The 15,079-nt window shown below is 29.2% G+C and carries 11 protein-coding genes; 3 read left to right on the top strand and 8 right to left on the bottom strand.

Going from position 1 to position 15,079, the window contains the following annotated elements; genetic code table 4:
* The first annotated feature begins 56 nt into the window (after nt 1–56).
* Nucleotides 57–527, top strand: a complete 471-nt coding sequence (locus tag SERIO_RS03005; protein WP_047791418.1) for a hypothetical protein — start codon at nt 57–59, stop codon at nt 525–527.
* Between the two features lie 343 nt (nt 528–870).
* Here the strand turns inward: SERIO_RS03005 and SERIO_RS03000 are convergent, their stop codons facing one another.
* Nucleotides 871–3,567, bottom strand: coding sequence for a hypothetical protein (locus SERIO_RS03000; RefSeq protein WP_047791417.1), 2,697 nt, complete (start codon nt 3,565–3,567; stop codon nt 871–873).
* A 452-nt stretch (nt 3,568–4,019) separates the two neighbouring features.
* Here SERIO_RS03000 and SERIO_RS02995 point away from each other — a divergent pair, with 452 nt between their 5' ends.
* Together SERIO_RS02995 and SERIO_RS02990 are read left to right on the top strand one after the other, a co-directional pair.
* Nucleotides 4,020–4,685 carry a hypothetical protein gene (locus SERIO_RS02995; protein ID WP_053040824.1) on the top strand — a complete coding sequence of 222 codons (666 nt, stop codon included), beginning with the start codon at nt 4,020–4,022 and terminating at the stop codon, nt 4,683–4,685.
* Complete coding sequence (locus tag SERIO_RS02990; protein ID WP_053040823.1) at nt 4,678–5,892, top strand: hypothetical protein; 1,215 nt, start codon at nt 4,678–4,680, stop codon at nt 5,890–5,892. Before SERIO_RS02995 ends, SERIO_RS02990 begins: the two co-directional genes overlap by 8 nt.
* A 47-nt stretch (nt 5,893–5,939) precedes the next feature.
* Here SERIO_RS02990 and SERIO_RS06280 read toward each other — a convergent pair whose 3' ends face one another.
* The 7 genes from SERIO_RS06280 to SERIO_RS02955 all read right to left on the bottom strand — a co-directional run bounded on the left by SERIO_RS06280 (nt 5,940) and on the right by SERIO_RS02955 (nt 14,955).
* Nucleotides 5,940–6,392: a VOC family protein gene (locus tag SERIO_RS06280; RefSeq protein ID WP_053040822.1), complete on the bottom strand. Its 453-nt coding sequence runs from the start codon at nt 6,390–6,392 to the stop codon at nt 5,940–5,942.
* A gap of 297 nt (nt 6,393–6,689) precedes the next feature.
* On the bottom strand, nt 6,690–7,268 hold the full coding sequence (locus SERIO_RS02980; protein ID WP_047791415.1) for a hypothetical protein: 579 nt from the start codon (nt 7,266–7,268) through the stop codon (nt 6,690–6,692).
* Between the two features lie 75 nt (nt 7,269–7,343).
* A complete protein-coding gene (locus SERIO_RS02975; RefSeq protein WP_047791414.1) occupies nt 7,344–8,879 on the bottom strand; it encodes a dicarboxylate/amino acid:cation symporter in 1,536 nt (511 codons plus the stop codon).
* A 15-nt stretch (nt 8,880–8,894) separates the two neighbouring features.
* Nucleotides 8,895–10,238: a CoA-disulfide reductase gene (locus SERIO_RS02970; protein WP_047791413.1), complete on the bottom strand. Its 1,344-nt coding sequence runs from the start codon at nt 10,236–10,238 to the stop codon at nt 8,895–8,897.
* The gene (locus SERIO_RS02965; protein ID WP_047791412.1) at nt 10,238–11,434 is read right to left on the bottom strand and encodes a MalY/PatB family protein; all 1,197 of its coding nucleotides are present in this window, start codon (nt 11,432–11,434) and stop codon (nt 10,238–10,240) included. Before SERIO_RS02965 ends, SERIO_RS02970 begins: the two co-directional genes overlap by 1 nt.
* Before the next feature lie 184 nt (nt 11,435–11,618).
* Nucleotides 11,619–13,760 (bottom strand): hypothetical protein, encoded by a 2,142-nt coding sequence (locus tag SERIO_RS02960; protein WP_047791411.1) that lies wholly within the window; start codon nt 13,758–13,760, stop codon nt 11,619–11,621.
* 115 nt (nt 13,761–13,875) lie between these two features.
* A complete protein-coding gene (locus SERIO_RS02955; RefSeq protein ID WP_047791410.1) occupies nt 13,876–14,955 on the bottom strand; it encodes a TDT family transporter in 1,080 nt (359 codons plus the stop codon).
* Nucleotides 14,956–15,079: the final 124 nt, after the last annotated feature.

Below are 15,079 nucleotides of genomic sequence, written 5' to 3'. Positions count from 1 at the left end.
AGCATTTCTATCATATTTTAAAAAGTTATAACTAACTTTGGAAAGAAGGAAACATTATGCAAAAATTAATTATTCTTTTAATTATATTAACAAGTGGAATCTCAATGATTAGTGCAACACCTAATCTAATTAACAAGCAGTTATTCGAACAAAGTAATCTTTCAAAATTAGCAGACTCGGTAGTTTTAGATCCGAACGCCCCAGCAAATTGAGACTACTTAACTATTAATATATCGGGAGAAAGTAGTAAAGAATTATTACCTGCTAGTGGAACGACAATGTATAAATTTACAGGTGACTTAAAAAAATTTTTAACTAAATTTCCAACATGAAACGATTTTATAGCAACTCCCCGTTCACGCTTTTATTGAACAGATGCTTGGATGTTTGATTATATTGAACGTGAATGAAAAATTGATAATTTAATTAATAGCGCAAGTGGTGGTTGTGGAATTATTTTTAATTTTAAATTTAATTATAAATTTGTTGTTGTTGATGTGCAAGGAACATATAGTACTCTTTGTTAAAAAAGATAATTTTAAGAAATTAAAAACATTAAAATGGTTAGTTGTGATTACCAACCATTTTTTTAATTTGGTTATTTCTACATAAAAAAATATCAAACTCTAATTAGTTAGAATTTGATATTTAAATATTTTAAAAAAATGTAACCTGCTTGCTTCTGTATGGTAAAAGTATTTGTTTAAGTAGTATACTCCTTTCATATTAATTATATTCCAATTTTACTGTGCTGTTATTTCTATATTTTAAACTAATTAAGAGTTTATTTTTTAAAATTACATTTTAATAATTTTTTGCTTAACTATTATCTTTCCCTTAAATTATAAAATATTAATAAAAATCCTTAAATTAGTGATCTGGTATTAAATAATTTTCCTCTTCATTTAATAATTTTGAACCTTTACTATTATTTAACGAGATTTGTTTGGCGCAATTTTGTTGTTGTTTTTTAATTAACTGCATATGCTTAATATTAAGGTCTCTTGCAGTCTTATCTGAAAAAGATAGTTCTGCTAGTGATGAGTTATTTGGATTAGAACTTATATAATTTTGATAATATTCATTCATTGCATCGGTAGTGGTATCATTCAAATTATTATGTTGATGGTTATTAAATTCTTTTATTAAAGAATAAATCATTGGATCTTTTGTATTAGTAATTATGTTGATAAAAGCTTGATAAGCATTCATTAAATTTTTTCGTGTATCATCCTCTAAATTAGACTGCTGCTGGCTGGTAACTAACAATTTTCATAAATTTCTTAAATCTTCATAACCAATTGAATGCTCAGTACCATTCAGTAAATAAGGACCTGTTATTTCAGAATTTGCTACTCAACTAATATTTTTAATAAAAAATGATGTTTCTTTATTAAGGGATAAAATAACTATATCATATTGACAAGACTCATCACTAGTTCCAGCTCACACCAATGTTTTGTTTTCCTTTTCCGCTAACTTAATAGCTGGTCGCCCTCCCTTGTCAATGCCCACCGAACGATTTAAAACTATTAGGCTTAAAGTAGAAGCATAAGTAATTGATGATGATTTAGAAACATAAGGCGGGATAACTTTATCAATTTTATAAATTCATTGCGGATTTTTTTGATTTAAAATACTTATTTTTTGGTCTAAACTTTTTTTAACTACCGGTTTATTAATATTCTGATCATAAGCAGAACATACTTCATTCATTAATTTTAATTGATCATCATTATATATATTATTAGTTGTTTGAGAAAAATGTTTTTGTTCTTTTTTAGAATTATTTACTTTAGGAGAATTCTTACTAAAATTTTTTTTATTTTGGTTGTTAGGTTTTTTTGATTTTTCATTGGTTATAGTAACAACATGTTTTTTTCTATCTTTATTTTTTCTATTAAACTTATAATAATCATCATTAGTTTCTTCTGCTTTTACTTTTTTTGAGGTTAAATTTGAAGGATCTTTTTCTTTTGATTCAAAAATAACACCTGGTGTAATTGGCGTAGTTGTTTTAATTTCTATAACTTCCTCATAATTTATAGCTGGTTCTTCAACTTGGTGAGGTTTCTTTTTAAGGGCATTATAATTCTTTTGATTATTATCAATTAATTGCTTTTTAATTTCATCAATTCTTTTTTGTACGCTTCAATTTTTAGAGTTAGAAATTAAATCATTTTCTTTTATCATGATTGATGTTGGGAATAATATTTCCTTAGGAATATTTATATCACTAATTACTTTCACAAACTTTTCTCAACATGGATAATATTCCTTATGCATCTGTATGATTAATTCGCCGTTAAATTGGGACTCTGACCGCAAACCATTCATAATCTCATTATACTTATTAAAATAAGTTTGAGTCTTAGTTCTAAATTTAATAATTTCTTGCTCATCAATAACCATCCCAATGTTGGCTGTTATTAGAGATAAATAATCATTTCTTAATTTATTGATTTGTATTTCAATTCCGGTAATTTTTAAGTTTTGGATCTTTTTGTCTTTGGTAGCCATCACTAAGAACTGGTTGGAATCTTTTTTTTGATTAAAATAATTAATTTTCTGAGCAATTAATGACGATATTTTTAAAAAAGCAAGAATATTATCAATTTCAATTTTATAACGATGATATAAATTTTTAAAAATTAAACAATTAGAAGGTGAAATTTTTGGTAAATCTTCTACTTGTTGTCAGAGCGTTGGATTTTTATCTTTTTTATCTCAATCAATAAATAAATTACTATTAACTAAAACCTTTGCATTTTTTTCTTCTAGAGATTTATTAAGAAAGTTAATATAATTACCTGCAGCTTTTTTTAACTTAGGAATAATCTTATCTTTTAATAATTTATAAATTACAGCATTATTTTTTGCACTGGTTAATTCTTCCTCAATGCTGTCTTTTAATTCTATCATTGAAAGTTCATAATAAAAATTAAGGTCATTTTTGCTTCTAGATAAGGGATTTAAAAAGTCTAATACTTTTTTAGCATTAATCATATTAAAAAGGTTATTTAATAAGAAATAATTATCTTTTAAAATTTCAATAGTCTTCCACTTAATTTTATTCCAAATATTATCAAAATGTAATTCTAATTCTTCCTTTATATTTTCATTTTTATTTAATATTTTCGTTTTAATTTCAAGGATTTTTTTTATTAATGGTGTAATTAAATTTTCAAAAGTATATTCTTCAAACTTTGGTCTAAATTCTTCAACATTATTTGTTTCATTAATGAAATTATATTCATTTGTAGCATTTAGGATTAATAGTTGTTCTTCATATAAAGCTCATTCTTTTAATTCAGAGATATGAAATGATTTAATAAATTTTCAAAAATAATAGGGATCATTATAGTTAAAAAATATTAATGAAAATAATAATGAATTTGAGCTTATTTTAATATGATTTTCGATTATTTTAGTATTTTCACCTAGATATTTAATAAATTCCCTAACATACTTAACAATTGTTTTTTGTTCATTGAATCTTAACTCATGTAAAACTGACACTTGATTTCTATCATAAGGTCATTCTGAAATATCAATTTTTTCTTTCATAATTTTCTCCTTTATAAATAAAAATACCAAATCTTAGTGATTAAGAATTGGTATTTTAAATACTCTTATATTTGGTTAGGTAATTTTGATTGTTACCTTCCATTTTTAATTATAACCTTAAAAATAAACAAAAATAATTTGATATTTTAAACTAAATAATTGTTTATTTTTAATTCCCTCATAAAATAAGATATAATTTTATTAATATAATTATTGTTATCTAAATGGAGATTAAATAATGCTAAAATATCTTTTTAAAAGTCGTGATGATGTCTTGTAACATAGTTAAGAAAGCAAAGAACAATTAAATATTAAATAGAATGGAATGATCACAATGTTTTTATATAATAATCAGAAAAAAAGTCAGCCCATTGGTTTAAATGTTAGGATAACTTCTTATTTTAGGATATTCTTAAGTATTATTTTGGTTTACAAAAATAATCTCAACCTTAATGAAGAAAATAAAAGTTAGGAACCGCCAACAAATTATTGCATTTAAATCAATTTTTAAGTTAACAGTTATTGCAATGTTGAGTGCTATTACGTTAGCTTTAAATACTATTTTTCGTTTTATTCCTGGTTTTGAATTTATCACTTTTATGGTTGTTGCTAGTAGTGTAATTTTTACTTATGATTTAGCATGCGGACTAATTAATACTTGCTGTAGTTTACAGTTAATTTTAACTGGTGCTAGTATTAGCAGCATTTGATATTTTTTACTAATGAATGGTTATGGATTAATTATCTTTGGTTTGCGACGAGGGATCATTAAACACTGATGACTAACTATTATTATTATGCCCATGTTTGCGTTAGGAGTTACTGGTTTAAACTATTTAGAATGGTATCTTTTATATGGTAATAATGTCGCTTATTCAATGTTTATTAAAGCAACTTTAAGTAATGATGTGCGCTTTTCGTTGAATATCTTATTTGCAATTATAATTTATCCGTTGTTTTGAAAACTAATGATTTTGTACCGGAATAAATGAGATTGAATTTTTAATCACCACTTTTTACAAACAAATAAAATTAATTTATGAAAAAAAACCCAACCTAGAAAATTACCAATTCCGTGTTGCCCTTCATTAAGAAAGGGGGAAAGCACTGATGAATAAATTAACAGGATGAAAAATATCCTTGGGATTAGAAAGTTGCATTATTGGAAGTATTTATTCATTTTTACCGTTTTTAACCTTTACCAAATTTGGATTAAACAACATCTGAGTGTTTCTCTTGGTACCCTTAACAATGTTATTTTTTACCCCGCTATGAATACGAATTAAGAAAAAGCATTCAAACCATGTTGTTTTAAAAATTAATAGTACTTTCTTAATGATTTTTTTAACAACCATTATGATTTTTAATTTTTTTGATAATAACTACTTGATTTATGGCTATGCCATTAACTTATGATTAATTGGCATGTTCTTAGCCGGAATGGTCCCTTTTACAATGGAGATTATCCGCAGTTATGGAATTAGCAACAAAATCAAAGTTAACCCAACCTTATTATTTAGTCTAGTTGGAATTTTCCCAATTATCATCCCCTTTTTATGTTTTTATTTTCTTGAACAAAATATTTTAAATATTGTATTAATTTGTTATTTTGGCGGTTGGGGGATAGGATTGTGAATAACAATTCATCGCAATCAAAATATTATGACCAACGAAATTACTTTTGCTACTAATAATGGAAACTTTAAAATGATTTGAAAAAATAAACCATTCTTAGCTTATTTATTTCCGTCTAGTTTTACTTATGGGTTCAATGAATTTATTGGCTATCTGCTTCCCGTTCTGGTTTTTAACCAAACAATTTACTGAATAATATGAATTGGTGTTTTTTATTTCCTGCGCAAACTTAGTTATCTTGGTGGTAGTCTCTTTTCAATTAATAAACAAAAGGTTTATTATATCAATATTATTAATAGTATCTTAGTTATCATTAGTATAGGGTTATTTTTAGGAATGTTAATTATTAATTATTATAGGAATAATTTACTAACCACGAGTTTATATTTAATTATTGGAATTGGGGTTAGTCAAATTTTAATTGGGATTAGTTTAGCACTGATCACAAAAACGCAAAAAACTAATGTTACGAGCCTTGTAGGTCGGGATAATATGTCCTTAGCAATGATTATTGACCATGTTTTTGGGCGCGGGATTTTAAGTTTACTTTTTAGTATTATCCTTATTCCAATTATTATTGTTAATGATGCTAAACCAATAATCTTTATTATCTTATTGAGTTGTTTTACAATTATAAGTATCATTAATTTAATGCTTGTTACCAACAATAAAATTATTATTAATTCTTAATATAAAAAGTAGGACTAAAGAAAGACTCCTACTTTTTTTCTTATTAATTAAGGGTGTTTATAACTCAAGGTTCAAGTAACTCCAAAGTTATCTTCAACTATTCCTAACTTTGCTCCTCAATATTGATTGGAAATTGGCATGGTAATTTCACCATCAGCTGCTAAATTATAAAATAAACGTTCAAATTCTCATTCACTATCTAATGATAAACAGACCGAAACTGTTGAGCGATTGCACCGTACTTCTGAACATTTTTCATTTGCACTGGGAGTTATTTTATCAGAAATAAAAATTAAAGTTCCTTTAAAATTTAATTTAGCATGAATAATTTTATTACGAAGAATTAAAGAATATGGGTTATTAATTGGTAATTTTTCACCAGTTAAGACTTCAATGATTTCCGCACCTAATGCTTTTTCATAAAATTTTATTGCTTTTTTAGCATTTTGAATATTTAATTCAACAATAACATATTGTTTTGAATTATCTTCTAATTGCATTATTCTAAACCTTCCTTTATAAAATCTAATTGTTTTTAAGTACAAATTAAGTTGGTAAAACACTTAAAAACTCATAAGTTCGTTGTAAATATTTTTGTGTAAGTTAAATTTTGTTATTAAATTTTCAAATTTTGAAAATAAAAACACCTATTATATCTTAACAATGCTTGGAAAAAAATAAGAGGTGTTATGTACACTCAATGGGTTTATATTTACATTTCTATTTTATATAAAAAAACTTGGAGGTCAATAATGCTTTCTAAACATTCACAATGTTTGAAATCCTTATTAATTAGTTTAGTCGTTTTTAATGTTTAATCCAAAAAAGAGCAGATAGTAATATAGTTCTTGCTCACCAGTTTCAATTATTAATTGATCATTATTAAACAAGGTAATTATTAAGGCAATTGTAAATTTATATGGAATAAAATAATACTGTTTAATTTTAGCAAGTTCAATAACATTTGGTTTTTTCCCAAGCATAAATAAATGCGTTTTGGTTAACACACAACTCTCCTTCCACAATGGTGCCTCCCCTTCCATTGCTAGCAGCCCCTTATGATCAGTTAAATCTAACACTGGAATCTTTGCCACATAACTCGGGGCGGGTCGTTTTTGCAGAGTAAAAGGATAAATATTAATTTTCGTCTTTACAAAGGGAATTTCATGGGTATTATTCGCAATTGTTAGGCGCAAAGGTTTTAAAAATTTTTTTTGTAACCGAAAATGGTGATAATTCTTAACTAAACGGCTAATTTGTTTATTAAAATCTTGACGATGATGATGTTTTTTTCTTCAATAAATCCCAGCAAATAACGCTAGAAAACTAATCACCACTACCACTGATATTACATAAGTTCATCATGAATTATTCATCTTAATTATTCCGCTCCTCTTAAATAAAATAAGATAATGTGACATTATCTTATTTCAATGTATACATCCGAAAAATTATAATTCCGTATCAGGTTCACTAGGGGGTATTTCTTGTTGCTCAACGACTTGATTTTTTTTCCGTCTTTTGACGAGTAACAAATCATTCGTTTCTAGTTGGCCAGTTAGTTTGGCCGCAATTGTTGTCGCTTGGACTCCCCCTGAGACATTGACAGCTGTCCGACCCATGTCAAACAACCCATCTAAGACCCCAATAATACTATAAACTGGTTCATATAATGCACCATATCCGATTCCCCCGAGTACTCCGGCAGTAACAACCGCGGCCGTTCCCGGGACTCCGGCAATTCCTAAGGACGCAATAATAGTAACAATTAACGCCATAAAGAAATTAGTTGCATCAAAGGGCACCACCCCGGATGACATAATAAAGGAAATGATAATTCCCGATTGGACCCCCGCACAGGCCGTTAATCCCATTGAGGTTGATAATGGAGCCGCAATTCCAACTAAATCTTCTTTAACTTTAATTTGGTCACGTAATGTTTCCATTGTTAAAGGTAATGTTGCATTTGAAGATTGGGTTGTAAAACCTTGGATAACCGGGCGGATGGCAAAGCGTCATCATTTGGCTGGATTGATACCAAAGCAGAATAATGATAACGAATGTCAACATAACGCTACCACTAAACATAAGTATGCAACCCCAATTACAATTCCAATTTTTGCTAAATATCCAATTGGTCTCGTAATAATCGCATTGGTAATCATCGCCATAACCGCATATGGCATAATTTTAACAACAACCATTAACATTGACATACAAATAGTTCATCATCTTTCAAAACCCGCGCGAACTTTGTCCATGTCTTCAGCATGACGTTTTGATAATTTTTTAACAGCATAACCAATTAAAGTGGCAATTACCATCACGGGAATGATTGCTGTTTTGGTAAAGGTGTCAACAAAGTTAGATGGAACATAATCCCAAATAATTTGGGGGATTGGTTTCACTGCTTCCCCGCTCCGGGTTCCCGAACCTTCGACCGTAAAGCCATTTCCAATTTTAATTGCCATTCCAATAAAGAAGGTAATTAAAAAGGCAACGGCGACATTTACTAATAAAATAACAACGGTAATAAAGGCTGCTTGCCCTGATTTTTTGCTGGCACTTTGTTTTGAAACAGTTCGCACAATTGCTAAAAAGACAACGGGAACTGTTAGCATTAAAATCGCATTCATAAAGATTTTTTTAATCATATCAACTCAAATTGATAATTCTTGGACCCATAACACATAAATTGGGTTCGGGTTTTTATCCTTATCAACAGGATTAATCATTGAGTTTGAAGAATTAGTATTATCATATGGGAAACTATTAATCGCTTGGATTACAATTCCAAAGACTAATCCGACTCCCAGCCCAATTAAGATTCGATAAACAAATCTAATTTTAGTTTTCCGAATTAAATACCATAACCCAGCTACTAATCCGACAAAAATTAGAATGGCTACTAATGATTGTCAAGTTGAGATTGAAACAAACTCGTGCAGCGGGTTAATTTTATCTTCGGCTAAAAAGTTAACCTGCATGGTGATCTTCCTCTCTTAACGTTTAACTCTAGCACTGGCAATGTGAATAATATCAACTGCTCGTGCAAAGGGAGGAGCATAAGCTAAATCTAATTGTTGTAGATCATAAACAGTTCCTTCTTTTCAAATAATGGCGGCTAACGCGTCAATTCTTAAAACTGCTTTATTTGATCCACACATTTGTGCTCCTAACAATTTTTTGCTAGTTTTTTCATAGATTAACTTAATAAATAGTGGTTGTTGGTTATGAACATAATTAGTATGGTCAAAATCACTAACTGTTACACTGGCATAATCTAATCCCAAATTGGCGGCTAAGTGTTCACTAACCCCAGTGGCAGCGGCTTCTTTATCAATTACTTGAATAATACTTGTTCCTAATGCGCCAGGAAAACGATCGGGGATACCACTCACGACATTAGCAGCGACTTTGGCTAATTTATTCGCATTAGTAGCTAACGGGATATACTCATTGCGTTGTGCTACCAAATGGTACACAGTAGCACAGTCCCCCCCACTGTAAACATCAGGCACACTAGTTTGACAATGTTCATCAATCACAATTGCCTTAGTAACTGGTTGTAAGGTAATTGCATTTTCATCTAAAAAGTCGGTATTTGGTTGAAAACCAATGGTAATGATTAGTAAATCACAAGGAATCACTGTCCCATTATCTAGTGTTACACTTGCCACCTGGTTATTTTCATCCCCCACAACAGTGGTTACTTTGCTTTGTTTATATAAATCAATTTTTTTATCCGCTAATTCTTGTTCTAATAAAGCTGATACTTCCTTATCAAAAGCATAATGGATTAATAAATCACTGCTTTCCACGATTGTGGTTTTTTTCTGTAAATGATAAAAAGTTTCAGTTAGTTCCATTCCAATAAAACCAGCGCCAACAATTACGACATTTTTTGCCGTCTGGGCAGCCTTTTTAATGGCAATCGCATCTTCTTTGGTTGAACAATTATAAACATTGGTAATTTTTGGATCAATATTTTTAATGGTACGGGGACGAGCACCAGTCGCAATAAATAATTTATCGTACTGATCACTGAATTCTTTATTTGTTGATAAATCACGAATGGTTACCATTTTTTTGTTAAAATCTACTTTTGTTGCCATCATGTTTAATTTAACATTAATATTCTGTTCTTGAAATTTTTCAACAGTTCGCGCAATCATTTGGTTAGGGTCTTGGAATTGGTCACTAATAAAATAGGGAATTCCACAGGCTCCAAATGATGGATAACTACTTTTTTGATAAACAACAATCTCAGCTTGGGGGTCATTTCGACGTAATTTAGCGGCAAACCCCATTCCCGCAGCACTACCACCTAATACAATAACTTTCATTACTTCATCTCTCCTTCTGATGATGAAAATACTCGGACTAATCTTTCAACACAACTTTTAATGTGAATAAAATGTGTCGCATAATTAATTCGGACAAATTGACAATATTCCTGTCCATAATCAATCCCTTCGTTAGCCAATATCCGCGCTTGGTTTAAATACTTGGTAACATCTTTATCATCTTGACAATAAAAAGATAAATCTAACCAAACTAAATATGTTCCTTCACTATTTATTACTTTAATCTTAGTATGTTTTTCTAATTCATTTTTAATATATTGATAGTTAGTTCATAATGCGCTTAGGTATTCTTGATACCATTCATAAGCTTCCGGATCATTATAGCCGCTACAAACAGCTATTGATGTCAAGACATTATTACTAGCATAGTGAATCTGTGCTTGTAACATCTCAGCAAATTTAATTCTGATTTCTGGGTCTTTAATAATAGCATAGCCGTATTGCAAGCCTCCTAAATTATATGTTTTGCCTTGTGAACTTAAAGTAATAATTGGAACATCGGAATTACTATCTTTTTCCATGCTAAACATTGGATGATGATGATATGGTTGGTAGACAATATCTTGTCATATTTCATCACTTATAATGATTTTATTATATTTTTTTACTAATTGGTAGATGTTTTGTAATTCTGTTTCCGTTCAAACTCGGCCCACTGGATTATGAGGACTACATAAAATCAAAATTTTATTGACAGGATCTTTTAACTTTTCCTCTAAGTCTTTAAAATCTATTTCATAATGTTGCGCTTTGCTATTATAAATTAATTTATTCATAATTACTTTTCGCTTTTTATGCTCAATTACTTCTAAGAATGGTTCATACACCGGGGTTTGGATAATAACTCCATCACCAGGAGCGGAAAAAGTTTCAATTCCTACTTGCATTAAATGCATTACCCCGTTCCCGTGAATAATCTCCTCTAATTTTAATTCCAAGTTATACCTTTTTAAATATCAATTTTTAATTGCTTGGTATAATTGTTCATCAAAATAAGAATAAACTAAATTCCCAGCATCAACCTTATTAATTAATGCTTCGCGAATAGCAGGAGTTAATTTAAAATCCCCATCCGCAACGGTCATAAATAACCAATCTTCACCATGATAATCATGATATCGTCGACATTCATGGAGCTCTTTGCGCAATTCACGGTTGCACTCTAACAGCTTCATAAAATTGTCCTCTCTATAAAATAATAAAATTTTTGTTTTATTTTACAAAAACTAAAAATATTTATTACTTTACTTTTATATTAGCACAAATATTCCAAAAATTATCAAATTATTAATAAAAATTATATTTATAAAAAAATTTCCTTAAAATAGAAAAAAATCCTTGTTTTAAACAAGAATTTTATTAAATAAAATTAAGGTTACCATCAAATGAAATTGTTTTGGTTTGACTACCCGACTGGTTTTTAATTTGAATATTAATTGTAATCGCCAAATTGCTTCCCGGTTGAATAGCACTGGTTGTTGTCAAGCTTGTTGTAAGATTAAATATTATCTTGGTAACATCAAAATTAACCCCTAAAGTATCAGCAATTTGTTGATTAAAATCAGAGAGAATTTGTTGATTAATATTGGCAATTGTTTGGTCACTTTTAAATTCTTTTTGATAAATTCATGGTTTATTTTTCAAAAAATTTAAGCTTTGTTCAGTGATGGCAAACAATAATGGTTGATCACCATTTTTCCCTTGGAAAGTTAAATTCTGGGATTTTTCCACTAAATCTTGATTATTTTCTTGTCGATAAGAAACACTCACCTTCACTTGAAAAACATTTTCCGAAGTAAAGATTTTTCCTAACTCCAGTCTTTCGTTCGGAATTGTTACTTTAATTTGGAGGTCACTTTTCCGTTGTAATAATTCAAATTGTCGCCAGGAAAAACCAGCATTTTCTAAAATATTATTAATTACAAATTGTTTTAAATCATTAACTGCGTGATAACTGCCATCCGGGTTTTGAATAAAATTAAGTGTTAAGTCAAAAGTACTAGTAATTGTTTGACCATTGGGTAGTAATTTATTCATTTTACCAGCAATAACCTCACTACTACTTTGAATAATAATTGTTTCAGATTTACTATGGCTTAAAAAAGGGTCATTAGCTACGGCGATAACTTTAATAAGATATTGTTTACTTGTACTATTTAATAGTTGCTGGGCGGATAATGGTTGGTCCGGAACTAGTGAATCAGTAATAATGATATTATAATTAATTCCTGGTTGAATATTTGATAAGTTGGTTTGTTTTAATAATAAATCATTAACATCATTTGCAACATCTTTTACCATATTATCACTAATATATGTTTTAACTAGTGAATCTAACTTTAAAGTTGTTAAATCAAATTTATGGTCAGGTCGCACTTGACTAGCCACTTTTGCTCAGAAAATATTGCTATTAACAACTGTTTGGGCATTTGCAATCGCACTAACTTTTACCCGGTAATCACCAGCATGCAATAAATCTGTTGGTAACGCGGGGTCAGAAATACTGTCAATTTTAGCAATTAATTCCTTAATGTTAATATTAGGATTTTCCCGGACAATGGTTTGCTTAATTGTGGTGTATAATTGTTCAACTGTGTTATTAGTTGTTAAATTAGTAATTTCTGGCAGAACAATTGTTGCTAAATCAACGCGGTGATCATTGTTCCTAATTAGCAATTGATAAGTAACTTTATTTTTAACTGTTTTGGCATCAGGACGTGCAGCAATGGTAACCGCTAATTTGCCCGCAACTAATGGTTGATTATCAGCTAATGGTTTATCAAAACTAAAATCCAATTCTGACTGGTCAATACGGATATTATAATTATGAACCTTTGCTAAAATAGTTGTCTTTAATTTTTCCCCATTATCATCCGTTGAAAAAATATCTAACTGGTCTAATTTCATTGTTGCTAAGTCAACTTTCACATAATCATTACTAATTTGAATTAGTCCCTGCTTTTCTCCAATTAATAAATTATTATGGCCAGTTGCTTTAATATCAACATTAAAACTGATACTATCCATTTTACCTGAATCAGTATAATAATGAAGTGGATTAATTTTCTTATTTTGAAAAATGTTAATTGTGTAATCTTCATTAATTTTAAAACCACTGCGTTGGTGATCAAGTAAATTACTAATTCCAACGGTTAATTTATCATTTAAATTTTGATCATGAATTGAATATTGGTTATTTAATACCGTTAGATTTAAACTACTTAAATTAAACGGATTGGGTTTTGGCACGGCAAAATAAATTCCAACGCCGACCCCGGCTGCTAACACCACAGTTGTTGGGGTAAGTATAAGAATTTTCTTTGCCTTTGGTGACAGCCCCATATAATTTAGTTTCACGGTTCTTTTATATTTCTTTTCAATAATGGGGGCTGGCTTTTCTTTGATTGGTAATTTAATTAATTTATTCTTGGGTCCAGAAAAATCATTGTTGGTAATATCTTCGGATGGATCCCAAATATATCCCTTCTTCGGTTTTTGCATTAATTTTTTCTCCCCTACTTTTAAAAAATGCGTACTATAATTTTATCATTAATTGTAAATGATTAATATAGCTAACAACCCTTGAATAATCAAGGATAAAAAATGATATTTCTCTTTAAATAAAATATTTAATAAATTTGGAATTAATTATTTTATTTGAATGTTTATAGTAAACATGATAAATACTATAAATAATAAGCCCACTATCAACAAATAAAATAACCAAAGTTCCCATAATCGTAGTTACTAAAGCATACGTTTTAATAATCACTGCTAAGTCAAATAGACTAGGAAAATTAGTAATTAACCAAGTACTAAATTTAACCATGGCGACCATCCCAATTGCTAAGGGAAAGGTATAACAAGCAAATAACGGCATAAATTTGGTACGGAAAGTTTTGAACATTGATATATAAACACAACAAGTAAAAAAGATGCCCAGCGGAGCTAAAAAGTAAATTATTAAGTTATGTTTATCAGCAATTTCTTGGGTACTAAAAGTAGAAAAGTAACCAGCTAGTAAGAGATTGGGTGGCGCTGCCATAATGCCATACGCCGCAATTTTCTGATGTTCTAAATGACTAGTAAAACTATATTTATATATCATTAGCGGTAGCATTATAATGTAAAATGCTAAACCTAAATATCAACAAAATTGTGATAATTGGTGCATCCCTTCTGCAAAATTAACACTAATATTTACCCCGACATTTTTTGACATTACACAGGCAACTACAATTCCAATCGGTGGTACAAACCACGAAGCAATATAATTTTCTCACTTAAAATGGTAAATTTGAAAAACAACAAAAAAGCCAATATAAATTAAATGGCAAATCACTCCTACTAATCAAATAATTAACTGGACCATTCGTAAACCGTGATCCCCAAGAAAACCACTAATTACAAAACAAGTCATAAAAATTGTCGGAATAAAATTATTTAATGTTGGGTCTTGTAATTCTTTGCCTAAAATTTTTGGCGTAAAGATATAGCGTACTAAAATTAATCCAACAATTAAAATAGCAAAACTAATGGTAAGATATTTTAACCAGTCACAACTAAAAGAAAACCCAGTGGTGGTTTGCTTAAACATTCCTCACGCATTACCCATTGTTGCTGTTCCCAACGCCGCGCCTGATAAGGCCAGTGGTCGCTGAAAAGCATTTCAATAAAAATTTTTTAAAGTTTTCATTAAATCTCCTTAAAAAGATATTTTTTCCTTAGCTTATTATTATATGATTATCATATAATAAATTTTTAAGTTTTCTAAACTTTTTTAAAAACTAAAAAAAGAAGGAATCTATTCCTTCCTTAAT

Origin of the sequence: Spiroplasma eriocheiris, assembly GCF_001029265.1 — a bacterium.
GTDB classification, from domain to species: Bacteria; Bacillota_I; Bacilli_A; order Mycoplasmatales; family Mycoplasmataceae; genus Spiroplasma; species Spiroplasma eriocheiris.
The sequence above is the reverse complement of the archived record's forward strand: the minus strand, read 5'-3'. Positions and strand labels throughout refer to the sequence as shown.